The 24567-nt window shown below is 25.7% G+C and carries 20 protein-coding genes and 1 pseudogene; 5 read left to right on the top strand and 16 right to left on the bottom strand.

From position 1 onward, the window contains the following. Window positions 1-140: 140 nt before the first annotated feature. The 4 genes and pseudogenes from uvrB to GQV94_RS06005 all read left to right on the top strand — a co-directional run bounded on the left by uvrB (window position 141) and on the right by GQV94_RS06005 (window position 6275). Window positions 141-2114, top strand: coding sequence for an excinuclease ABC subunit UvrB (gene uvrB / locus GQV94_RS06020; RefSeq protein WP_200170145.1), 1974 nt, complete (start codon window positions 141-143; stop codon window positions 2112-2114). Between the two features lie 169 nt (window positions 2115-2283). Then, window positions 2284-4144 (top strand): annotated as a pseudogene (locus GQV94_RS06015) (LTA synthase family protein). Window positions 4145-4226: 82 nt separating this feature from the next. Then, entirely contained in the window at window positions 4227-4766 is a 540-nt protein-coding gene (locus GQV94_RS06010; protein WP_200170144.1) for a superoxide dismutase family protein, read from the top strand. A 189-nt stretch (window positions 4767-4955) separates the two neighbouring features. Further along, a complete protein-coding gene (locus GQV94_RS06005) occupies window positions 4956-6275 on the top strand; it encodes an MATE family efflux transporter (RefSeq protein WP_200170143.1) in 1320 nt (439 codons plus the stop codon). A 4-nt stretch (window positions 6276-6279) separates the two neighbouring features. Here GQV94_RS06005 and GQV94_RS06000 read toward each other — a convergent pair whose 3' ends face one another. The 15 genes from GQV94_RS06000 to yajC are packed head-to-tail and all read right to left on the bottom strand — an operon-like array spanning window position 6280 to window position 21943. Further along, complete coding sequence (locus tag GQV94_RS06000; protein WP_200170142.1) at window positions 6280-6723, bottom strand: hypothetical protein; 444 nt, start codon at window positions 6721-6723, stop codon at window positions 6280-6282. 50 nt (window positions 6724-6773) lie between these two features. Then, window positions 6774-7412 (bottom strand): uroporphyrinogen-III synthase, encoded by a 639-nt coding sequence (locus tag GQV94_RS05995; RefSeq protein WP_200170141.1) that lies wholly within the window; start codon window positions 7410-7412, stop codon window positions 6774-6776. Next, window positions 7412-8023: a thiamine phosphate synthase gene (gene thiE, locus GQV94_RS05990; RefSeq protein ID WP_200170140.1), complete on the bottom strand. Its 612-nt coding sequence runs from the start codon at window positions 8021-8023 to the stop codon at window positions 7412-7414. The genes GQV94_RS05995 and thiE overlap by 1 nt, the downstream gene beginning before the upstream one ends. Further along, window positions 8016-8825 (bottom strand): bifunctional hydroxymethylpyrimidine kinase/phosphomethylpyrimidine kinase, encoded by an 810-nt coding sequence (gene thiD, locus GQV94_RS05985; protein WP_200170139.1) that lies wholly within the window; start codon window positions 8823-8825, stop codon window positions 8016-8018. The genes thiE and thiD overlap by 8 nt, the downstream gene beginning before the upstream one ends. 8 nt (window positions 8826-8833) lie before the next feature. Then, the gene (locus GQV94_RS05980; protein ID WP_200170138.1) at window positions 8834-9511 is read right to left on the bottom strand and encodes a 3-methyladenine DNA glycosylase; all 678 of its coding nucleotides are present in this window, start codon (window positions 9509-9511) and stop codon (window positions 8834-8836) included. Then, a complete protein-coding gene (locus GQV94_RS05975) occupies window positions 9508-12441 on the bottom strand; it encodes a DEAD/DEAH box helicase (protein ID WP_200170137.1) in 2934 nt (977 codons plus the stop codon). The genes GQV94_RS05980 and GQV94_RS05975 overlap by 4 nt, the downstream gene beginning before the upstream one ends. Next, window positions 12441-12830, bottom strand: coding sequence for a bactofilin family protein (locus GQV94_RS05970; protein ID WP_200170136.1), 390 nt, complete (start codon window positions 12828-12830; stop codon window positions 12441-12443). Before GQV94_RS05970 ends, GQV94_RS05975 begins: the two co-directional genes overlap by 1 nt. Next, window positions 12746-13672 (bottom strand): peptidoglycan DD-metalloendopeptidase family protein, encoded by a 927-nt coding sequence (locus GQV94_RS05965; RefSeq protein WP_200170135.1) that lies wholly within the window; start codon window positions 13670-13672, stop codon window positions 12746-12748. Before GQV94_RS05965 ends, GQV94_RS05970 begins: the two co-directional genes overlap by 85 nt. Further along, on the bottom strand, window positions 13665-14825 hold the full coding sequence (locus GQV94_RS05960) for a Mur ligase family protein (RefSeq protein WP_200170134.1): 1161 nt from the start codon (window positions 14823-14825) through the stop codon (window positions 13665-13667). The genes GQV94_RS05965 and GQV94_RS05960 overlap by 8 nt, the downstream gene beginning before the upstream one ends. Continuing rightward, window positions 14812-16197: a hypothetical protein gene (locus GQV94_RS05955; protein ID WP_200170133.1), complete on the bottom strand. Its 1386-nt coding sequence runs from the start codon at window positions 16195-16197 to the stop codon at window positions 14812-14814. Before GQV94_RS05955 ends, GQV94_RS05960 begins: the two co-directional genes overlap by 14 nt. Continuing rightward, window positions 16187-16693, bottom strand: coding sequence for an LPS assembly lipoprotein LptE (gene lptE / locus GQV94_RS05950; protein WP_200170132.1), 507 nt, complete (start codon window positions 16691-16693; stop codon window positions 16187-16189). Before lptE ends, GQV94_RS05955 begins: the two co-directional genes overlap by 11 nt. Beyond that, on the bottom strand, window positions 16690-19116 hold the full coding sequence (gene leuS, locus GQV94_RS05945; protein ID WP_200170131.1) for a leucine--tRNA ligase: 2427 nt from the start codon (window positions 19114-19116) through the stop codon (window positions 16690-16692). Before leuS ends, lptE begins: the two co-directional genes overlap by 4 nt. Before the next feature lie 10 nt (window positions 19117-19126). Next, the gene (gene secF / locus GQV94_RS05940) at window positions 19127-20098 is read right to left on the bottom strand and encodes a protein translocase subunit SecF (RefSeq protein ID WP_200170130.1); all 972 of its coding nucleotides are present in this window, start codon (window positions 20096-20098) and stop codon (window positions 19127-19129) included. After that, entirely contained in the window at window positions 20098-21678 is a 1581-nt protein-coding gene (secD, locus tag GQV94_RS05935) for a protein translocase subunit SecD (protein WP_200170129.1), read from the bottom strand. The genes secF and secD overlap by 1 nt, the downstream gene beginning before the upstream one ends. Further along, window positions 21671-21943 (bottom strand): preprotein translocase subunit YajC, encoded by a 273-nt coding sequence (gene yajC, locus GQV94_RS05930; RefSeq protein ID WP_200170128.1) that lies wholly within the window; start codon window positions 21941-21943, stop codon window positions 21671-21673. Before yajC ends, secD begins: the two co-directional genes overlap by 8 nt. Here yajC and GQV94_RS05925 point away from each other — a divergent pair. Then, window positions 21916-23247 (top strand): apolipoprotein N-acyltransferase, encoded by a 1332-nt coding sequence (locus tag GQV94_RS05925; protein WP_200170127.1) that lies wholly within the window; start codon window positions 21916-21918, stop codon window positions 23245-23247. The genes yajC and GQV94_RS05925 overlap by 28 nt on opposite strands. Before the next feature lie 119 nt (window positions 23248-23366). Here GQV94_RS05925 and GQV94_RS05920 read toward each other — a convergent pair. Further along, window positions 23367-24567, bottom strand: a 1201-nt coding sequence (locus GQV94_RS05920; protein WP_200170126.1) for a DUF2972 domain-containing protein, incomplete at its 5' end; no start/stop codon positions are given.

Raw genomic sequence — 24567 nt, 5'->3', positions numbered from 1 at the left:
TTTGCCTTCTTACTTTAGAGTTTATGAGTTTAATAATTGTAATTGTAGCAAAAAAACTTAAATTTAAGTTTTCATTTGAACTTAAATTTAAGGCATTTTTTTTTAAAATGTTTTTTTAAAAAATAAAATAAAGCAAAAAAATGTTTGAACTTACAAGTAATTTAAAACCAAGTCCTGATCAAAAACAAGCTATTGAAGGGATAGTAAAAAGTATCAAAGAGGGTAATAAATATCAAACTTTATTGGGAGTAACAGGAAGCGGAAAAACTTTTAGCATGGCAAATATTATAAAAAAACTAAATATGCCAACTCTTATTATGAGTCACAATAAAAGTTTATGCGCTCAACTTTATAGCGAATTTAAGGGATTTTTTTCTAAAAATCACGTGGAATATTTTATAAGTTATTATGATTATTATCAACCTGAGGCTTATATTCCACGCACTGATGTTTTTATAGAAAAAGATAGTTCTACTAATGAAGATTTAGAAAGACTAAGACTTAGCGCAACTGCTTCGCTTTTAAGCTATGAAGATGTAATTTGTATTGCAAGTGTTTCAGCAAATTATGGACTTGGAAATCCAAATGAATACATAGGCATGGTTTTAATTTTTGAACAAGGAATGCAAATTTCTCAAAAAGAGCTTTTAAAAAAACTTGTAGATATGGGCTATAAAAGAAATGATAATTTTTTTGATCGAGCAGATTTTCGAGTAAATGGAGATATTATTGATATCTATCCTGCTTATTATGAAGATGAAGTTGTTAGGCTTGAATTTTTTGGAGATGAACTTGAATGTATGTATCATTACAATATCTTTGAAAATAAAAAAATCAAAGATTTAAAACGTTTTATTCTTTATCCAACTAGTCAATTTAGCGTAGGAGAAGTACGCTTAAAAAAAGCCATAAAAGATATAAAATTAGAATTAAATGAGCGTTTAGCTTGGTTTGAACATGAAAACAAGCTTGTAGAATATCAACGCTTAAAACAGCGTGTTGAATTTGATCTTGAAATGCTTGAAAGCACAGGTATGTGTAAGGGTGTGGAAAATTATGCAAGACATTTAACAGGGATTAAAGAAGGTGATACTCCTTATACACTTTTTGATTATTTTGCTATTAAAAATAGAAAATTTCTAGTTATTGTTGATGAAAGTCATGTTTCCTTGCCACAATTTCGTGGAATGTTTGCTGGTGATAGAAGTAGAAAACAAACCTTGGTTGATTATGGTTTTCGTTTGCCTTCAGCGCTTGATAATCGTCCTTTAATGTTTGATGAATTTATTCATAAAGATTGCCAATTTCTTTTTGTTTCAGCCACTCCTGCTTCACTTGAGCTTGAACTTAGCAAAAAAAATGTTTTTTATCAGATTATGCGTCCAACTGGACTTTTAGACCCAAAAATTGAAATTAAAGATAGCGACAATCAAGTTGAAATTTTATTTGATGAAGCCAAAAAAGCTATAGAAAGAAATGAAAGAGTCTTAGTTACTGTTTTAACCAAAAAACTTGCCGAAGAGCTTACAAAATACTATTTAGAACTTGGAATAAAAGTTAAATATATGCATTCTGATATAGACGCAATTGAACGCAATGAAATAATTAGAAATTTAAGAAGTGGAAATTTTGATATGTTAATAGGTATCAATTTGCTTAGAGAAGGACTTGATTTACCTGAAGTTTCGCTTATAGCGATTATGGATGCTGATAAAGAGGGTTTTTTAAGAAGTACTACAAGTTTAATTCAAACTATGGGTAGAGCAGCTAGAAATGTAAATGGAAAAGTTTTATTATTTGCTAAAAAGATTACAAAGTCTATGCAAGAAGCAATAGATACTACAAACGAGAGAAGAAAGCTTCAAGAAGCATATAATAAAAAACACCATATCACTCCAACTTCGGTTAAAAGACATTTGGAAAAAAGTTTAAAAAATGAAGAAGATTTAGGGGAAATTTATCGCAAAAATAAAAAATTTGAAAAAATGCCAGCAAATGAAAGAGCAAAAATCATAAAAGAACTTAGAAAAGAGATGCTAGAAGCTGCTAAAGCTTTAGAATTTGAAAAAGCTGCTAGTATTAGAGATGAGATTAATAAATTAAAAAATTTATAAAACTTTATATTAAAAATACCCTAAATTAATATTTTAAATATTTAAAATATCTTATTGATATTTTTTAAATACATATTTTTATATATATATTTTTAAAAATTTATTTTTTTAAAAACTTTAATACTTAAAATATCAATTTTGAATAAAAATTAAATCTATAAGGAAAGTGATGAAAAAAATTTTACTTCAAATTTTGACTTTTAGCGTTATTTTTATTGTTATTTTTGGTATTAATAGGATTTATATGCATATAGCCTTTATTCCAAAAAATTTAGTTCAAAATTTAAATGAATTTTTTACTATGTATACATTAGGCATATATCATGATATAAGATTTTTAAGTGTTGCTTTTTTGCCTTTGCTTCTTTGTGGTTTTTTCTTTCATTAAATATTATTATTATGAAATTTATAAAAGTAAAATTGATATTTTTATCTTTAGTGCTAAAAATGACAATATAAGAGCCCTTTTTAAAATCGCTTTAAATGATTATCCTTTATTTACTATACTTATTTTATCTTTAATTTGTATTTTATTTTGTATTTATATTAATATCAAAATTTTAAAAGCTAAACTTAAAACATTTCATTTAAGACCTTTTATGCTTATTTTCTTAAATTTATTACTTATTATAGTTTATATTTTGGCTTTAAGAGGTCCTTTTAAACACGTAGCTATAAATGTGCAAAATTATTCTTTTTCAAATTTTAATGTTTTAAACGATATTATGTTAAATCCTATAATGGCTTTTTCTTGGGCGCACAAACAATTTAAACAAGAAAATAAATTTTCATTTATTGATACTAATAAAGCTAAAATTTTAGAAGAAGAACTTTTTCCTTTATTTAAAACAAGTATGAAAAATGAAATAGCTAGCAATGAAAAACCTAGCGTTTATATCAATTTAATGGAAAGTTTTGGGTTAAATTTATTGGAATTTAACAATAAAAATTTTAATTTATTAGGTGATTTAGAGCAACATTTTAAAGAAGATTTTATATTTACAAGATTTTTAAGTTCTGCTAATGGAACTATCAATAGCTTTGCCAATTTATTTTTTATAAGTCCTTTTAGCAATATATCTACTAGTTCTTTTCAAAAACAATATTTAGATTTTACTCCTATGCAAATTTATAAAAAAGCTGGTTATAAAGTAATTTTTATTTATGCAGGAAATGGATCTTGGCAAAATATAAAAAATTATTTAAATGTTTTAGGTGTTGATAAAATAATTGATGAAAATGATTTAATAAATGAATATCCAAAAGCAATACAAACAGAAAATGGTTATGGTGTAGCTGATGAATTTATGTATAAAAAAATTTATGAAATTTTAGAAAAAAATCCTACAAAAACATTAATCATCTCTTTAAGTATTTCAAATCATCCTCCTTATAAAATTCCATATCATCCTTTAAATCTTGAAAATATACCAGAAAATTTGCTTGAAAAACTTCCCTACAAAAGAAAAAAACAAGAAGATATTTTGCAAGCTTACGCATACGCTAATAATGAATTTGGGAAATTTCTTAGCAAGATAAAACAAAGTCCTTTTAAAGATAAAGTCATCATAGCAGCTACAGGAGATCATAGAGTACGTGATATGAATATAGATTATAGTACTCAAAAAGCCTTTGCTTTTAGTGTGCCTTTTTATATTTATATACCAAAAAATTTACAAAATAATATTTATTATGATAAATATCGCATAGGATCACATAAAGATATTTTTCCTACTCTTTATGATTTTAGTTTAAATGAGGCAAAATATCTTAGTTTAGGTGGAAGAAATATGCTAACAAAACCAAGTAATGAAAAATTGGAATTTGGCTTTAATGATTCAGTATGGATAGACAAAAATGGAGTTTATCCAAATGGAAGCAATAAAGGATATTTTTATGAAAATAACACAAGTTTAAAAGATAATAATAAAGATTTTAAACTTGATGAATATCATAAAAATTTTTATAAGTCACATCAAGAGTTAAATTATTATCAACTTGCTAAGCGTTTAAAATTAATCAATGAATAAAAATTTAAAAATTATTTACTTTTAACCATTAGATAACAAAACTTGTATATAATAGTTTTTATAAAAATTAAAAGGAGATAAAATGAAAAAAATTGTTTTTGCGTCTTTAGCATTAGTAAGCTTAATTTTTGCAGCTGAAAATCAAACTTTTGATCCTAAATCTGTAAAAGATCATTTAACCATAAAAATGGATTTACTTGATAAGAATGGCAATAAAGCTATAGGAGAAGTTGTAGCTATACAAACAAAATATGGAGTAGCTTTTTTTCCACAATTAAGCAATTTGCAACCAGGAATTCATGGTTTTCATGTTCATGAAAATGCAGATTGTGGAGAAACTGAAAAAGGTTTAGGAATGAAAGCTGGAGGACACTATGATCCTAAAAATACCAAAACACATTCTTTTGCTTGGGATGATAAAGGACACTTAGGCGATCTTCCAGCTCTTTATGTTGATGATAAAGGAAATGCTACTAATCCTGTTTTAGCACCAAAAATTAAAAAATTAAGCGAAATTAAAAATCGTGCTTTAATGATTCATTTTGGCGGAGATAACCATAGTGATCATCCTGCTGCACTTGGTGGCGGTGGCGCTAGAATGGCCTGTGGAGTTATTAAATAATTTATACCCTTTTTAAAGGGTATAAAATCTTGACTTATTTATTTACATTATCTATAATGAGCAAAAAATAAATAATACACTATGAAAATTTTAAAACTAAATCACTACATTTTAGGCTTTCAAACCATATATTAGCTTCCTTAAAATAAAAATTATAAAAATTAATATTATATTTTTTAAGGAAATTTTATGTCAGATATATTTATAAAACTTTCTGCGTGGAAGTTATTTTTTAAATGTGCTTTTCCAAATATGATTAGCGCAGCTTTTATGGTGCTTTATTATATTATTGATGGAATTTTTGTTGGAAAATATTTAGGAAATAATGCCCTTGCCGCCCTTGGGCTTGTTATCCCTTTTATAATGATGAGTTTTGCACTAACTGATACTATTGCGATAGGTTCATCTGTCCAAATTTCCATGAAACTTGGCAAAAATCAAAAAAAAGAAGCTAAAACAATGTTTAGCGCTTGTATAATTATCATTTTAGCCTTTTCTTTTTTTATGGGATTTGTTGAATATTTTTTGGGTCCTTTGTTGATTGATTTGTTAAATGTTAGTAAAGAAGTTAAAGAATTATGTAAAGAAATTTTAATAGTTTTTGCTTTATTTGCACCTATTACTATGATTTCTTTTGCTTTAGATAATTACTTAAGAATTTGTGGTAAAACTTTTTATAGTATGATAATAAATATTATCATTGCTCTAAGTAATTTATTTTTTGATTATCTTTTTATTGTCGTTCTAGGTTGGGGAGTTTTCTCAGCTGCACTTGCAACTTGTATAGGTTTAAGTCTTGGAGGAATTTTAGGAATTTTACCTTTTTTAATCCAAAATTTAGAATTAAAATTTACTAAATTAAGTATGAGTTTTAAAGAATTTAAAAATATTATTTATAATGGGAGCTCCGAATTTTTTAACAATATTTCTGCTTCTTTATTCAGTATTTTTGCAAATTTAGTTCTACTTCATCTTGTTGGAGTTAAAGGAGTTGCAGCATTTTCTATTATTTTATATATTGATGCTTTTGTAATTAGTTTATTAATTAGCATGTGTGATGCTATGCAACCTGCTCTTAGTTTTAATTATGCAAAAAAAGATATAAGGCGTGTTAAAGATTTAATGAAACCTATTTTGATTAGTGCTTTTATTTTTAGTATTTTAATGCTTGTTATAATTTTGCTTTTTAAAGAAAATTTAGTAGGATTTTTTTCAAAAGATAAAGATGAAGAATTTTTAAAATTTGGAACTTATGCATTAATGATCTTTTCTTTTAATTATCTCATTACTTGGATAAATACACTTAGTGGATCTTTTCTTACTGCTTTTAATAAACCAACTCTTTCTTTGATTATTTCTTTAAGTCAAAGTCTTTTTGTGCCACTTATTCTTTTATTTATCTTGCCTTTATTTTTAAATTTAAATGGAGTATGGCTAACACCTTTAATAGCTGATTTTTTTGTTTTGTTTTTATCCTTTTTCTTTTTAAGAAAAATAATTTTTAAATGAAGATTTATATCTTCATTTGTTCATAAGTTATTTTTGCAAGCTTTGAAGCTTTAGTTTTTATAGGGGAAAATTTTATTTTATTGGCTTTAGGAATTGCCAAAATAGGAAAACCTTTATCACTTGTACCTATAAGACCTAGCTGTAAAACAACAAAATCATCATTGATTTTATGTTTAGAATATGTGTATGGAAAAAGCATTAACACTTTTTGGCAAGGACCACCAAGCATAGGAGGATTTGAACAGCCTTTAATACTAGCTCCTTCAATCTCTCTTCTTAAAACAACGCCAACACCCTGAGTTGTCATTTTTTTAGCTTTTTTAGCTTTTAATTCTACTTTTCCCCCATGTATGCACGTTAGAACATTGTCTTCTAAAATAGGATTTAATGCTGCTGTACTAGGAAGAGTAAGTATATCTTTAATTTTAGGACTTTTTATATTTTTCATTTTCTAACTTTTTAAAATTTTAATTATTGTATTTAAAAAATATAAAAAATTTATAAATTTATTTTTAAATTTTTAGCGATTTGAATACATTCTTCCAAATTGGGATTTTCGCAAACTAAGACATTATCATATTTTAAAAGCTTCTTTGCAGTACTTTGACCTATAGCTATTAAATAATCTTCTTTTTTAATATCATAAGTTTTAAAAAAATTATTCACACAAGATGGAGAAGTAAAAATAATAATACAAGGATGAGTGATACAAAAATCAGGTTTTTTATATACATTTTCATAAGCTATGATTTGAGTTAAATTTATATTTTGCTCTAAAAGTTTTTGAACTAAATTTGATGAAAGTTCTTTAGCTCTTAAATAAAGACATTTTTTATCTTTTAGCTCTTCTTTAAATTCTTCATAAAGATTACTAGCATAAGAAAGTTTTGGATATTTTATATTTTTAAATCCCAAATTAAAAGCTTCTTTTGCTGTATTTTTTCCTACTGCATAAACTTTTAAATCAAAATTTAAAATACTTTTGGTTTTTTTTAAAGCCTTAATAGCATTTTTTGAAGTTATAATCAAAGCATCATAAAAATTAAGATCAACTTTAAAATCATAAAAAATAAGCTCGTTTAAAACAAGATTTTGTACCCCTTTAAATTTCAATTCATTAGTAAGATAGATTTTCATTATAAACTCTTAAAGAGTTTTTTTAAATTTTTACTTGCCAAAAAAGGATCTTTAGCACACATAATAGCTCTTACAACAGCTATGCCACTGAGTTTTAAACCCTTTAAATTTAAAATATTTATTTCATTGATACCACCTATTGCAACAACAGGTAAATTTGATAAAGCTATAATTTGTTTTAAAATATCAAGACTTAAAATTTCACTTTTTTTTGTTGGAGTTAAATTTATAGCTCCACAACCTAAATAATCTGCTTCTTTAATGTTTTTAAGTTGTTCTATTTTTTGCAAACTAAGGCCTATTATTTTATCTTTACCTAGAATTTTTCTAGCAATTTTTATATCTAAATCTTCTTGTCCTAAATGCACTCCACTTGCATTTAGGGCCAATGCAATATCAAGCCTATCATTGATAATTAAAGGAATGCAATAAGTATCGCAAAGTTTTTTCACTTTAAAGCCTAACTCAAAAAATTTACGAGCACTGAGCTCTTTTTCTCTAAGCTGAATTATACTCGCTCCACCCTTAATGGCTTGTTCTAAAATATTTAAAAAAGCTTCATCACTTTTATCTTGCTTGCTAGCTACTAAATATAAGCTAAAATCAATCATTTAAAAACTTATAAAAGTGATTTGTAGGACCACAACCTTTTCCAAGATTTAAAGAATAATAAATAGCATTTTTAACATATTCTTTGGCTTCTTTTATGGCTTCATAAACACTTAATCCTTTAGCAATATTACTAGCAATTGCAGAAGATAAAGTACAACCTGTACCGTGGGTATTTTTTGTTTTAATACGCTCTGCTTTTAAAATATAAATTTTTTCACCATCAAATAATACATCATTAGCGTTATCCTCGCTATGTCCGCCTTTTAAAACAATATTTTTTGCTCCAAGTTTATGAAGTTTTTTAGCTGCTTTTATCATATCTTGCTCATTTTGAATTTTAAAATCACAAAGAAATTCAGCTTCTGGTATGTTTGGAGTTAAGATATCGGCAAATTTTAAAATATTTTCTTTAAAATGTTGACAATCTTGTATTTTCATTAAAGCATAACCATTTTTAGCAAACATTACAGGATCGATTACTATATTTTTGGCTTGATATTTTTCTAAATTAAAAGCAACACAATCCATTAATTCTTTTGTTCCAATCATACCTATTTTTACTGCTTTTGGAACAATATCTTCAAAAATAGCCTGAAATTGATCATTTATAATTTCTTCTGGAATATGATGAAGCGAAATCACTCTACTTGTATTTTCAGCAACAACGCTTAAAATCACACTCATACCAAAAAGATTATGGGCACTAAAAGTTTTTAAATCAGCCTGAATTCCAGCTCCTCCGCTACAATCGCTACCCGCTATAGTTAAAATAGGGATTAAATTTGAACCTTTTGCTTGCATTTTTTTCCTTAATAAATATTTTTTAAAATTTCCTTACCTTGATCAGAAATTTTAGAACCTTTAAAATAAGTTTTAACAAAAGAAATAATTAAAGCATGAAAAATTTGATAAAGTGCATAGAGCTTATATTTTTTACCTAAAATTTTACAAAGCTCATCTTGATTTTGCTCTATCCCACTCTCAAAAAATTCTCTTAATTCTTCATAATTTAAAAATTCATAATTTAATGCTAAGGCTAATCGATTAGTATAAGCATCTACAACTAAAATTTCTCTTTTGCAAAGATAATTTAAAATACTATCAGCACTTTCAAATCCTAAGCCTTTAATGCCCAACAACCATTCTCTATTGACATTTTCTTTAAAATACTCTAAATTCTCATAATCTTTTAAAATAGCATTAATAAAAGTTTTTATACGCTTTGCCTTTGTATTATAAAAACCGCTCGGTTTTATAAGCAAAGCAAGCTCTTTATCTTCTAAATTTTTTATTTGTTCTAAAGAAGAGATATTAGCCTTTTTAAGATTTTCTAAAGCTTTTAAAACATTTTTCCAATTTGTATTTTGAGTTAAAATAACAGAAACTAATAACTCAAAATCTCCAAATTTTTTATCTTCTAACCATTCAAAATCATTAAAAGCTAAATTTAGGCTATAAAGATATTTAAAAATATCAAAACCATTCAACTTTCACTCCTTCTTAAATGATTTAAAAGAGCATAAATCACATCCTCATCATCTTTACTTGATGCTTTAATTATCTCTTTGTTTCCATCTTTTAAAGTAAGTTGTATATTCATTTCATAACTAGTAATACTTTTATATTTTTTATAAGCTAAAATTTTAATCATAATGAGTTCTAAAAATTGCTTAGTATAAACATCAAGTTTTCCAAAACGATCTTCAATTTCTCCTTGAATTTCATAAACTTCACTTACACTTTGGCATTTACTAAGTCTTCTATAAAGTTCTAATCTTAAACGATCTTCGCTAATGAGTTCGTTATTTAAAAAGGCATTGATACTTAATCTTAAATCTAGTTTATCCTCTTCTATGCTTTCATTTTTAGTTAAAATATTTAACTCATCTTCTAACATTTTAAGATATAAACTATAACCAATTTGCTCTATATGACCACTTTGATCAACACCTAATAAATTTCCCCCTCCTCTAATCTCAAGATCGTGATAAGCAAGAATAGAACCTGAGCCCAAAAAAGAATTACTTTCTAATGATACTAGTCTTTTTAATGCATCTTTAGTAATATTTTCTTTATCTTCAATTAAATAATAACAATAGCCTTGTTTATTGCTTCTTCCTACGCGTCCTCTAAGTTGATGTAAGTCTGCCATACCAAAATAATCAGCTTTTTCCACTAAAATAGTATTAACATTTGCCAAATCAATCCCGCTTTCTACTATAGAAGTGCAAAGTAAAAGATCATATTGCTTATCTTCAAATTTTAATATTTCTTCTTCTTGTGTTTTAGAATCAATTTTTGAGTGTAAAATCAAAATTCTTAAATTTTTAACTATACTTAATAAATATTCTTTACATTCTTTTATACTTGCAATATGATTATGGATATAAAAAATTTGCCCTCCACGCCTTAATTCTCTCATAATAGCTTCTTTAATTAAAACTTCATTTTTTTCTTTTACAAAGGTTCTAACATCAAGTCTTTCTTCGGGTGGAGTTTGTAAAGTACTATAAGATTTTATAGAACTTAAAGCTTGATTTAAACTTCTTGGAATCGGAGTAGCAGACATAGATAAAAGATGGGAATTTTTACTTATTTCTTTTAATTTTTCCTTTTGCTTAACCCCAAATTTATGCTCTTCATCAACAACAATCAAAGCTAAATTTTCACATTCTACATTTAAAAGAGTGTGTGTTCCAATCACAACGCAAGGTTTTTGCTCTTTAAGTTTAGCCAAAATATCCTTTTTGTCTTTAGTGCTTGTAAAACGATCAAGCTTAAAAACAGCTATATTAAATTCATCAAATCTTTTTTTTAAAGTTTTAAAGTGCTGATAAGATAAAAGTGTTGTTGGCACAAAGAAAAAAGCACTAAAACCACTTTTAACCACAGCAAAAATAGCATTCATAGCAACTTCGGTTTTTCCAAAGCCTACATCAGCACTTAATAATCTATCCATAATTTTATTATTTTCAAAATCTTCTAAAATTTCTGCGCAAACTTTATTTTGATCTTTAGTATAAGAAAAACCTGCTTTTGATACAAACTGAGCCTGTAAAGCAAAATCAACTTTAATATTTTTTGGCTTTATTAAAGCTCTTTTAGCAGCTAAATTTACAATTTGCGTTGCAATAGCAAGAAGTTTTGCTTTTAATTTTTCCTTTAATCTGGCAAAATTCATTTTTCCTAAACGATCAAGAGTTGGGATAAATCCACTTGAACCTAAATATTTATCAATTAAATATAAATTTTCTACAGGCAATAAAAGCTTATCTTGATTTTGATAAGCTATAGCTACAAATTCTTTTTTTGCTCCGCTTACCTGTATCATTTCAAGACCTAAAAATTTTCCTACACCATAATCTTGATGTACAACAAAATCTCCATTTTTTAATTCATCAAGAATTAAAGAAGCTTTTCTTTTTACCTCTTTTCTCTCTTTTTTATTTAAAGAAAGAATAATTTCATCTTTTGAAATAATATTGATTCTTAAATCACTTTTTTCAAAAATAATATTTTTAAAATCTAATTCTAATTGCTTAAACAAAGCTTCATTTTTTGCTAAAACTTTTATTTTTTTATTTTGATGAAAAGCAAAAAAATCTTTAGTATAAGAACTTTGTAAATCTTTAAAATTTTTAGGCTCTGGGATAATTTTACTATTTATAAAATCTAAATCTTTTGCTTCCATATATAAAGGTTTAATACTTACAAAATCTAAAGATAAATAATCAAAAAAATTATCTATACACCAAAAACCTAAAGAATGTATATCATTAATTAAACTTTGACTTTGAAAATTTTCAAGCTTTTTATTAAAATTTTCATATTCTTCTTTAGAAAAAAAATTCAAAAAAGGGCAAATTTCTAATTCTTGTAATTCATAAGGTATAGATTTTTGGGTATTGATATCAAATTCTCTTATACTTTCAATTTCATCTCCAAAAAACGAAATGCGTATAGGTTTTTCTCTATTAATACAAAAAATATCAATAACATCACCGCGTATTGAAACTTCAGCTTTATCTTGAACTATATCTACAAATTCATAACCTAGATATTCAATTTGTTCCTTAAAATTTAAAAAATTAAATTTTTGATTTTTATCAATATAATAATTTTTTAAATTATCTTTTCCTGGTAATTTATGAAGTAAAGTTGCAATAGGAGAAATTAAAATCTTTTTTTTCTCTTTTTCCTTATAATAAGAATCTAACACCTTGCAAATTTCAAAAAGCTCTTTTGAAAAAGATCTTAAATCATCGCCAAACTCAGCTCTAAAATCAGGTAAAACAAAAGTTTTATAAGCTTGAAAATTAGAAACTTGTGCTAATAAATCTGCTTCTTTATCATCTTCGCAGATGATCAATTTAGAATAAAAATTATTTTGCAAATATTCATAAAAAGCTGCTTGCATTATTCTTGATTATTCTCAATTAATTTAGTTTCTTCTTTAATTTTGCTACTTCCATTGAATTTTCCACCATTTTCAACACTAAGCTCTTGTATAACAATGTTTCCATCAACTATACCACCTGTTAAAATCTCCAAACTATTGGCTTCTAATTCTCCTTCAAAATATCCATTAACAACAATTTTATCAGCCTTTAATTCACCCTTTAAAACACCTCTTTTTCCAATAACTACTATACTTTGAGAATGAATTGTTCCTATAAGTTCTCCGTCTACGTGAAGCATAGAAGCAAAATAAAATTTCCCTTCTATTCTTGCTCCTGAGGCAATGACTGTTGTTTCTGAACTGGAATTATTTGACGTTGCGTAATTGCTTTTACCAAAGATTGCCATGGTACTCTCCTTTCTTGATTAAAAAAATTACTAATGTTATTTCTTTGCAATTTTAAAAAATATAAAGGTTCTAAAGTCTTATTAATAAATCTTACTTCATAATGTAAATGAGGACCTGTAGATAGCCCTGTATTTCCACTATATCCTATTAAATCTCCTTTCTTAACATATTGTCCAGCTTTTACAACATCTTTTCTCATCATATGTGCAAAAACCGTTTTAAAACCAAAATTATGAAGTAAAATGACATTATAACCATAGCCATTATCACTATATCCTGCAAATTCTACAACAGCATTAGCAGTTGCATAAATTGGCGTTCCAATTTCAGCTCTTAAATCTATACCTGGATGAAATTCTCTACGTTTTAAAACAGGATGTTCTCTCCAGCCAAAATTACCAGTGATTCCTTTATCTACTATCGGAAAACCATTAGGAATTTGGCTAAGAATTTTAGTTTGATCTTCGTTAGTAAGTTTAAGATTATTTAATCTATCATTAATAGTTAAATTTTGTTCATTCTCATCAAGTCCTAAAGCCTTTTCAAAACTTATAATTTTATCTTCTATAGCAGCATATTCTTGTGATTTTTCTTCTATGCTCTTTTGCATTTGTTCATTGCTTTGAATAAGTTCTTGATTTTTTCTAAGCAAATCTTCTCTTTTTTTACTTAAATCACTTAATTTATCATCAAGATATTTAATATAAAATCCGCTAAACACTAAAAAAAAGAAAACAAACATAATAATATAAAATACAATTTTTTTAATTATTCTACTTAAATAAAAATGTTTTGAGCCATTAATATCTGTAATTGTTATGGTAAATTTATTTTTACTCACGCAATTCCTTTAAAAATTTTTCAACCAAAACAAAAGATCCAAATACTAAACTGATTTTATTTGAATTTAAACTTTGAAATTCTTCACACTTTATATTTAATTCTTTAGCTATAGAAAAAATTATATTATTTGCCAGCTTTCTTTGTTCATCTTTGTATTTGTAAATTTTTATTGTATCTATTATAGGCTTTAATGTTTTTAAAATTTCAAAAATATCCTTATCTAAATAAGAATTATATATCAAATCTATTTTAATATTTTGAAATCTTTCATATAAAGCCTTAGCTGCCATTTGATTGTGACCAACATCTACATAAAGTTTAGAATTAATCTTTTGACATCTAGCTAACAAATTTAAAGCTTTTAATTTTTCAAAAGCTTTAAAAGTTCTTTTTTCACCCTCTAAAAGCACACAAGCATTTAAAGCTAAATTTAGATTATGTTTTAAAAAATCTGGTAATTGATATTTTTTAGCATAATTTTCAAATTGATTTTTTATTTTATTATTTAAAAGTTCATTAAAATATAATCTTGTTTTTTTCATATAAGCAATGTGTTTTGCAAGATCTAAAACTTCTTTTTCTTGTTTTGTAGTTATAAGAGCTTTTTTAGTCATAATTTTTAGCTTTGTTCTTGCTATATCTTTAAGTGTATTACCCAAAAGATCTTTATGATCAAAACCTATTCTTGTAAAAATGCTTAACTTTTTATCAAAAATAGAAGTAGCATCAAATTCTCCACCTACTCCTGCTTCAAAAATAATATAATCACAATCTTTAAAAAGTATTGCAGCTAAAAATGTGGCATATTCAAAATAACTTAATTCTTCTAAGTCATTTTTAAAAATATTGGATAATTTTTGATGAGCTAATTCTAATTTTTTATCACTTATAATTTTTGAATTTAAATAAAATCTTTCATTAAAACTAAAAAGATGAGGGCTAGTATAATGTCCAACTTTATAGCCTAAATGATGTAAAAGTTGAGTTAAATATCTCCCTGTACTCCCTTTACCATTTGTACCTACAATATGGATTATAGGTTTTATCTTTAATTTTTTTTTGTATTTCTCATACATTCTAAAAGCAACAAAACGATCAATTTTATCATAGTTGCTTGATTTTTTTAGTAAAAATTCACTAACTTTGTTCATTGATATTAATCTGCTCAATTAATTCTTCTAAAATATTCCCATCAGGATTGCCATCTTTATCTAAATAAACAGATTTTATTTTCGGTGAAATTAAATCATTTTTATAGATAAATTTAAAATTTTCTATAGTTTTTAAATTACTTTCTACAAGAGAAGCCATTTGTTCTTTATTTTTTCCAGGAGAAATAATTAAATAGCTTTTTTCATCTATCATCCAAAGCTCATCTAATTCTTTGCAATTTTCTTTTAATATTTTTTTAAAACGAGTAAAAATCTCATTTAAACTATTTAAACCATATTTTTCTATTATAAAATTATAATTACTAATAGAAAAAAGAGCTAAAGAATAATTTACTTTATATTTTATATAGTTTTCATCAAGCTTTTCAAGCTCTTTTACCACACTCCAAGCTTCTCTTTCTTCTAGATTTTGAGTAAATTGAATTTGCGCATTTAGAGTTTTAATTTTTTCATCAATATTATAAAATTTACGTTTTAAGTCTTCAAAACTTAATTTAATCTCTCCTTTATCATCAGGATTTAAAGTTTCAAAAAAATTAATATTTTGTTGATTAAATTTATCTAAAGAATTAAAAAGTGTTTGAATTTTTTTTAAGTTATCATTAAAAAAATTTAGATTTTTTTGAACATACATATTGTCAGCTATAATTCTTTTATTTACACATTCTAAAAGTTCATTTTCAAAATTACTTTCTGAAAGAATAAAAGATTTTTCTTTTAACTTTTGGATAAAATTCTCAATTTTTAGATCACTCACTAAAGATGGGCTTAAACACAAAGAAAGCAAATGAGCAAAATATTCATAACTTCTTTCTTCTAATTGCAATAAAAGTTTTTTTATAACACTATCAAAATCATCATATTTATTTACACCATATTTACGCATTTCGGTATTAAGGTTTTCATCTTCATAGCTTTTTTCAAGTTCTTTCCATTTTTTATTAAGCAAATAAATGCTTTCACTATCCATAGTTTTAGAAATTCTTATAGAAGTAACTTTAGCTAATTCCTTGATTTTTTTATCTTTACTAATTTGCAATACCCTATTAATGGTGGCTAAAAAATCAAAAAATTCATTGAATTGTTTTCCACTTTGTCTATTTAAGATGGATATTAAGAAACTAATAAATTCTTCTAAATTACGAATAATTTTTCCATTAAGCTCTTGTTGATAATGGGGCAAAAGTAGAGTTTTATATTTTTCTAGTTTTAATTTATTATTTGAAGCAAAACCATATTTTTGACTGAATTCCTCAAAAACTTCTGTATAATTTTCTGGAGTAGCTTTTAATTTCCTTTCTTTTAAAGCGATTAAAGTTTCTTTAGCAATTTCATTAATATTAACTGCCATTTTTATAACCTTTAATTGCAATCATTGAAATAAATTCATCAAAAGCTTCACTTGAAGCATATTTAATTGCTTCAGTTCTTGCAGTATCGCTAATAATACTATTAGGAGAGATGTCAAAATCATAACTTCCGCTTGCATTAAATACTTGTGTCTTTCCATCTTTAAAAACTACATTAAATTCCAAATCTAATTTTGCTTTATAACTAACCACATAGCCATTCTTATCATAAACTAAAGGAATAAAAGTTAAATTATTCATTTTAACATTAATAATATCATCAGCTTCATGCTTTAAAGCAAGTTTTCTACCAAGCTTACTAATAATTACTTCCTTTAATGTATCTGCTACGAAAATACTATTTTTAGGATCTTGTGCATTTAATTCTACATTAACATAAACTTTTTCATTAAAAATTCTATCTGCAAGTTTTGAACTAGGTATATATCCACAAGCACATAGAAAAAAGATAAAACAAAATAAAAAATATTTTTTCATTTAATCACCAAATTGACTAATTTATCTTTAATATAAATTTCTTTTATAATAGTTTTATCTTTAAGCCATTTTTGAACACTCTCTTTTGCTGTGCTTAAAATTTCATTTTGTGAAGCATTTGCTAAAACCTCAATTTCAGAACGTTTTTTTCCATTAACACTCACAATTAAAATTAAAGAATCCTTTTTAAAAACTTCTTCTTTTATTTCTAATTTTCTAAAATTTTTACATTCAAAAAGCTTATCACTTAACTCAAAACATATATGAGGAATAATAGGTTCTAAAATATTTAAAATAATATAAAAAGCTTCTTGTTCTAAAGCCTCATTTTTACAATGATTTAAAGCATTAATTGCTTCCATACAAGCTGCAATTAAAGTATTGAATGCATAAGTTTTATTATAAACTTCTTCTGATTTTTTTAAAGCTTCATATACTTTTAATCTTGCATATTTTTCTTCTTTGTTTAATTCTTCTTGTTTTAAAATATAATTTCCACTCTTAACACTCAAAGCTCTATCATAAAGCTTACAAATAAAACGATAAGCTCCTTCAAGTGCATCATCATTCCATTCTAATTCTTTTGCTGGAGGTGCGGCAAATAAAATAAAAAGTCTTGCTGTATCAGCTCCATATTTTTTAATAATTTCATCAGGATCAACAACATTGCCCTTAGATTTGCTCATTTTAAAACCGTCTTTTAAGACCATGCCTTGTGTTAAAAGCTTTAAAAAAGGTTCATCATTTTTTAAATATCCAAGATCCCTTAATACTTTTTGAAAAAATCTTGCATAAAGCAAATGTAAAATAGCATGTTCAATTCCGCCAATATATTCATCCACACTAAGCCAATAATCAACGCTTTTTTCATCAAAAACTTTATTTTGCCAAGTATCCTCATCACTCGCAAAACGTGCATAATACCAAGAACTTTCAAAAAAAGTATCTAAAGTATCGCTCTCTCTTTTAGCTTTTTTTCCACATTTAGGACATAGACAATTTTTCCATTCTAAATGCTTTTCTAAAGGATTTCCTTCGCCTGTAATTTCTACATCTTCAGGTAAAAGTATAGGAAGATTTTCAATTTTTTCACAAACTAAACCACATTCATCACATTTAACTATAGGGATTGGAGTTCCCCAATATCTTTGACGCGAAACACCCCAATCTCTTATTTTAAAATTTACAACTCTTTTACCTAAATTATTTTTTTCAAATTCCTTAATAATCTCTTCTCTTGCTTCATTACAATCTAGGTTATTAAATCTATCGCTATTTATAAGTTTGCCATTTTTTTGCGTAAAGGGAAGTTTTTCTTTAGAATCTATTACTTGTTTAAACTCAAGATTATATTTTTTAGCAAATTCAAAATCCCTTTCATCGTGAGCAGGAACAGCCATTACAGCTCCACTTCCATAATCAGATAAAACAAAATTAGCTACCCAGATAGGAATTTTTTCTTTTGTTAAAGGATGTAAAGCATAAATACCTAAAAAATATCCTTCTTTTTCATTGCTTTGTCTCTCTCTTGGATTTTGATTTTGTATAATTTTAATTTGCTCTATAATCTTAGTGTCTAGTTTAGAATTTTTAATTAAATCTTCAACTATACTATGCTCAACAGATAAAGCAATATAACTTATTCCAAATATTGTATCTGCTCTTGTAGTAAAAACTTGAAGATTTTTTTTATTTACTTTTTTTGCACTCTCTTCATCTAAAAAAAGAGTAAATTCCAAACCTTCGCTTTTTCCTATCCAATTTTCTTGCATAGTTAAAACTTGATTTGGCCATTTATCTTTTAAATTTTTTAAATCATTTAAAAGTTCATTAGCATAAGAAGTAATTTTTATGTAATATCCTGGCATTTTTTTTTGAATCACTTCATTACCACAACGCCAACATTTACCCTCCTCTACTTGTTCATTAGCTAAAACTGTTTGATCGTGTTCGCACCAATTTACATTCGCTTCTTTAGTATAGATTAAACCTTTTTCAAACATTTTTATAAAAAATTCTTGTTCAAATTTTGTATAAAGTGGATCAGAAGTAGCAAGCATTCTTTTTTTAGAAAAAGAAAAACCCAAAGAAAAAAGTTCTTTTTGCATATAAGCTATATTATCATAAGTCCATTTTTTTGGATGAATTTTATGTTTTATAGCGGCATTTTCAGCAGGCATACCAAAACTATCAAAACCTATAGGATGCAATACATTAAAACCAATTTTTCGGTAATATCTTGCTAATGCATCTCCTATAGTATAATTTCTTACATGCCCCATATGAATACGACCACTTGGATAAGGAAACATTGAAAGAATATATTTTTTCTTTAAAGAATAATCCCTTTTTGGTTCAAAATAATTATCTTTATCCCAATTTTCTTGCCATTTTTTCTCTATAATGCTTGCATTATATGCCATAAATATTCTCCTATACTATACCTTTTTCATATAAAGCACGATTGCGTTCTTTTTCTTGTTTTTGCTTTAATTTTTCCAATTCTTTATTTCTAAAATCTAAAACACTAAATTTAAACCAAAGCAAAGTAGGACTTGCCACAAAAATAGAACTTAAAGTTCCTATAATAATACCTATAATCAAAGATAAAGAAAATCCTTCTATCATTGAACCACCAAAGAAATATAAAATTACAACAGTAATTAATGTAAGCCCTGAAGTTAGAATTGTTCTTGAAAGAGTAGCCGAAACACTCTCATTAATAATAGGACTTAAAATATTTTCTTTGCTTGTTTTAATGCCTTCTCTTATTCTATCGAAAATAATTATAGTATCATTTAAAGAATATCCAAGTACAGTCAAAACAGCAGCTAAAGTATCTAAATTTACATCAATTCTTAATAAAGATATAAAACCTAAAACAATTACTATATCATGAATTTCGCTTATAATAGCTGCCATAGCAAAACGCCACTCAAAACGTATTGCAATATAAATTAATATTGCTACTAAAGAAATAATAATAGCCATTAATCCTTTATTTCTTAACTCATCCCCGACTTTTGGGCCAACAACATCAACACGTCTTAATTCAAATTTTCCAGTATCTTTTAAAAGAGTATTTATATACTCTCCTGTATCATTACTAAGATTTTCATTACTTCCTAAAAATCTTATTGTAATTTCTTCTTTTGAACCAAATTCCGTAACAGAAAGATTTTGAAATTGCCCTGTTTTATCTAAAATTTCTCTTATTTGAGCAATAGGAGCAGAATTTTCATATTTTAGTTGTATCAAAGTACCTCCACTAAAATCAATACCATACTGCAAACCTCTTTCAAAAAGCAAATAAATTGAACCAAAAAATAAAATAAAAGAAAGAGAAATAGCAGCAAAACGCATTTTCATAAAATCATAAATTTTTTTCTCGCTAAAAAACTGCATTATTTTCTCCTATAACCTAACCAAAAATTTGTATTATTACTTTTTTCAATTTTAGACATAAAAAAATCAAACATTCCGTGTGTTCCCCAAATAGCTGTAATCATAGAAATTAAAATTCCTATTCCTAAAGTAACAGCAAAACCCTTAACTGCTCCAGTTCCATAAGCATATAAAGCTATAGAAGTAATTAAAGAAGTAATGTTTGAGTCGATAATAGCACTCATAGCATTTTTATAACCATTTTCTATGCTAGTTTTTATGTTTTTTCCTTCTCTTAATAACTCACGAATACGCTCATTAATAATTACATTTGCATCTACTGCCATACCAACAGTTAAAACAAGCCCTGCCATACCTGGTAAAGTTAAAGTTGCTCCAAACATTGCCATAACCGCAACAACAACTAAAACATTAACAAATAAAGCCACATTAGCAAAAATTCCAGCAATTCCATAATATAAAGCCATAAAAACTACAATACATATAGAAGCACCTATTAAAGCCATCATACTCATTTTAATGCTATCTGAACCTAAAGATGGTCCTATGCTTCTTTGCTCTAAAAGTTTAACAGGTGCAAGTAAAGCCCCACTTCTTAAAGCTACAGCTATATCTCTAGCCTCTTCTTGAGTAAAACTTCCACTTATTTGACCACTGCCGCCACCTATTCTTTCATTGATTGAAGGAGCAGAATAAACCTGATTGTCTAAAACTATAGCCAAACGTTTTCCGACATTAGCTCCAGTATAATCTGCAAATTTTTTAGCTCCCTCAGAATTTAAAGTAAAATTAATCACAGGATAATTACTTTTATCGCTAAAACCGACTCTAGCATCACTTAACATAGATCCATCTAAAATAGGGATACTCTTCAAAGGATATTTAATCTTTTCATTCTTAGCATCTGGAAGAATGATAAGCCCATAACTTGCAGCCTCATCATCACTCATAAAAGCTGCTTCTTTAAGCTTAGAATCATCAACCTCCATTAACTGCAAATGGGCTGCTTTGGTAATGCGTTCTTTTGCTCTTAACTCATCTTCTTTGGTTTTTATTCCTGCTAATTCAACTAAAATTTTATCCTCTCCTTGTTTTGCAACAGTTGGCTCAGCTAAACCAAATTGATCTAGACGATTTCTTATAGTTTCAACCGCTTGTAAAAGTGCATAATTTTCAATGGATTTTATTTCTTCATCGCTAAAACTTATACTATAATGCAAATTTTCAACATTTACATTAAGACCTTTTATTTCTTTAAGCAAGGCATCCATTTTAGAAATATCCTCGCTATCAAGCAGAGTAAATTCTATATTATCATTATGAGTTATTAAATGATCTATAAGAATATTTTCTTTATTAATAGAATAGCTCAAAGATGAAGCAATTGATTTTATTTTAGATTTTAATGCTTCTTGATTATCTACACCCAAAAGCATATAAAGTCCGCCTTGCAAATCTAATCCAAGATTAATTTTTGCTCCTTTTTCAGATTGCAAAAATGAAGGGAGTGAAAAAAATATACCAAAAATAAATATTGCGATAAAAATAATCAAACGATAAGTAAATTTAAAATTATGCATCAATTTTCTTTGCCACAAAATCTCTTGAAATTTTTACCATAATATTTTCATCATTAAGCTTAACTTTGATAAAATCATCTTCTGGTTTTACAACCTCACAAATTAGTCCTCCATTAGTGATAATTTTATCACCCTTTTGCAAGGACTCAAGCATTTGTTTATGTGATTTTGCTTGTTTTTGTTGTGGTCTAATAACTAAAAAATAAAAAATTGCAAAAAGAAATATAAGAGGTAATAATGAAGTTAAAATTGAATTTTCTGCCATATTTTTCCTTTTTTTTAAAAAAATTTAATCCTAATTCTACCATTTTTAAAATAATAAAAGTCTTTTTTATTTCATTTTTGCTTTCAAATCCTATTTATTTATCTTTTTTTGAAAATATATTTTTTGAAACTATAAGCCCTTTTTTAGCTATTTGGGGTTTAATTTTGCTTCTAAGAAGTAAAAATGCAAAAGAATATTTTTGGATAGGATTTTTTGTAGGAATACTTTGGTTTTGGTGGATAAGCTTATCTTCTATTTATTTTAACCTTAGCTATCTTATTCCTATTATCATTCTTGGTATTGGTCTTTTTTACGGATTTCTTTTTAGGATTTGTCATCTTTTTAAATATGATTTTTTAAGACTTTGTGGAATTTTTTGCTTAAATTTTATACATCCACTTGGTTTTGATTGGTTTAATTGGGGAATTTTAAGTGTTTATGGTTTTTTTAGAGCAGATACATTAGGTATTTTGAGTATTTTTCTAATTGCTTATTTTATTTATGAAAAATATATCTCAAGATATTATAAAATAGTTATTGTATTGGTTTTATTTTTTATAGGATTTCAATACGAAGAAAAAAAATCCCTTAATTTAAATTTTAATTATAAATTGGTTAATACTAATATTTCTCAAGATCAAAAATTTTTACAAGAAAACGTAGAACAAAATTCAAATAATCAAATTAAAGAAATCATAAAAGCAATAAATGAAAAAAAAGAACTTGTTGTTTTACCTGAAACTGCTTTTGCTTTTAATCTAAAAAATACATCTTATGAAAAAACACTTAAAAATTTATCTCATGAAATTACAATTATTACAGGTGCTTTTAATATAGAAGAAAATAAAACTTACAATAGCACTTATATTTTTAAAGCAGGAAATGTTTATATTTTTAATAAGCATTTTTTAGTGCCTTTTGGAGAAGAAATTCCATTTTTTAAAGATATTATCAATAAATATTTATTACCTGATATGGAAGAATTTTCTAAAGGCCCTTTACAAAGTCAATATAAACTTAATAATCAAATCATCACTAATGCTATATGTTATGAAGCTACAAAAGAACAAATTTATAAAAATTCTAGCATTATTATAGCTATATCAAATAATGCTTGGTTTAATCATTCAAGCGAATATAAACTTCAACAACTTCTTATGAAATACTATGCTAATAAATATAATGTAAGTATTTATCACGCTGTTAATGGTAAAGAAAATGCTATAATAAAACCAAAAAAGCCTTTGAGTCAAAAATGGTATATTTTTTATAAAAAAATAATTGCAAAAATATATAAATCTTAAATACAAAAATTTAAATTTTTTAGCAAGTATTTAATTTTTAATCGAACTAAATACTTGCTAGTTAAATTATCAAACTTCTATTTAAATAAGATGGGAAATTTTAATTTCTATAAATAAAATCACCCATCCAACTCCTTACACATCTTTTCAAATTCTTGATAGTATTTCCAAGAAGCTATGATATCGGGACGATGTTCTTTAATATGAGTAAGTTCATAATTACACATTTGATATAATTTTTGTCTGATATCCCTATCAAGTCTATATATATCAAGATAATCGCTTTCTTTGACTCTTTCTTGTTTTTGTTTTTTCATTATTTCATTTAAAATATTGCTAAAATTATTAAAATACGACTGTAAATACTTTAATAAAGAGTTATTTATCAGTAAAAATTTATCTTTTTTGATTAATACTTTAAATTGATATTCATATTGTCTTATGCTTAGTTGAGAAGTAATATCTTGATAAATATCATCGTTAAATTTATTATTATGTGAAATTATTTTAAGTTTTGTATTATTATTGGTTTTACTAGAAATATCTATAATTAATGGAAATAAAATATTAATATCATTACTAACATATTTTTCAGCATAATTCACATCCTCTTTAAAAGATAAATTTAAAAAATTACATATTTTTTTCATAGTAAAATATGTTTTTTCTCCTGAAATATCTTTTACATCAATATATAAAATATCTAATACATTATCAAAAATTTTAATCATAGAATATTCAAATATACAAGATCTAAAACCAAATTCTTTACATAATGGTTTTGATTGAAAATCTTTCAATTTTAATTTTCTTGGATAATTACAACCACCACTCGAAAAAAAATAAAATCTATTAAAAACTTTATATAAATCTTGATTTAAATCGAACTCCATAATTGCATTTGGTTGCCTATTTCTATGATTTGAATAACAAGTAAATATTTCAAAATAATCTCTTATTTGAAAAATGAATTTACACTTTTTTTGAATTAATTTGCAAAATTTTTCAAAATCTTCAAAATCAATTTCCTTAATATTTATGATATTTTTAAAATTAGGATTTTTTACAAAAATATTAAAGGCATACTCATATCTTTGAAATCCTGTTTTACCACTAGTATCCTCGAAAAAATTATTCGGAATAAAAGCATCGGAATGCATTAAAAAATATCTTAAAGCATAAGTTCCTGTTCCGTGTCCTCCTATCCACATAAACTCATAATTATCAGGCAAAGGTAAGTTTAAATCCCAAGCAAGATTAGCATCAATAGTATGATAATTTAATTCTTCATTTATATCTTTTAATTTATTTGAATCAAGT

Origin of the sequence: Campylobacter sp. TTU_617, from assembly GCF_016599045.1 — a bacterium.
Taxonomy (GTDB): domain Bacteria; phylum Campylobacterota; class Campylobacteria; order Campylobacterales; family Campylobacteraceae; genus Campylobacter_D.
The sequence above is the reverse complement of the archived record's forward strand: the minus strand, read 5'-3'. Positions and strand labels throughout refer to the sequence as shown.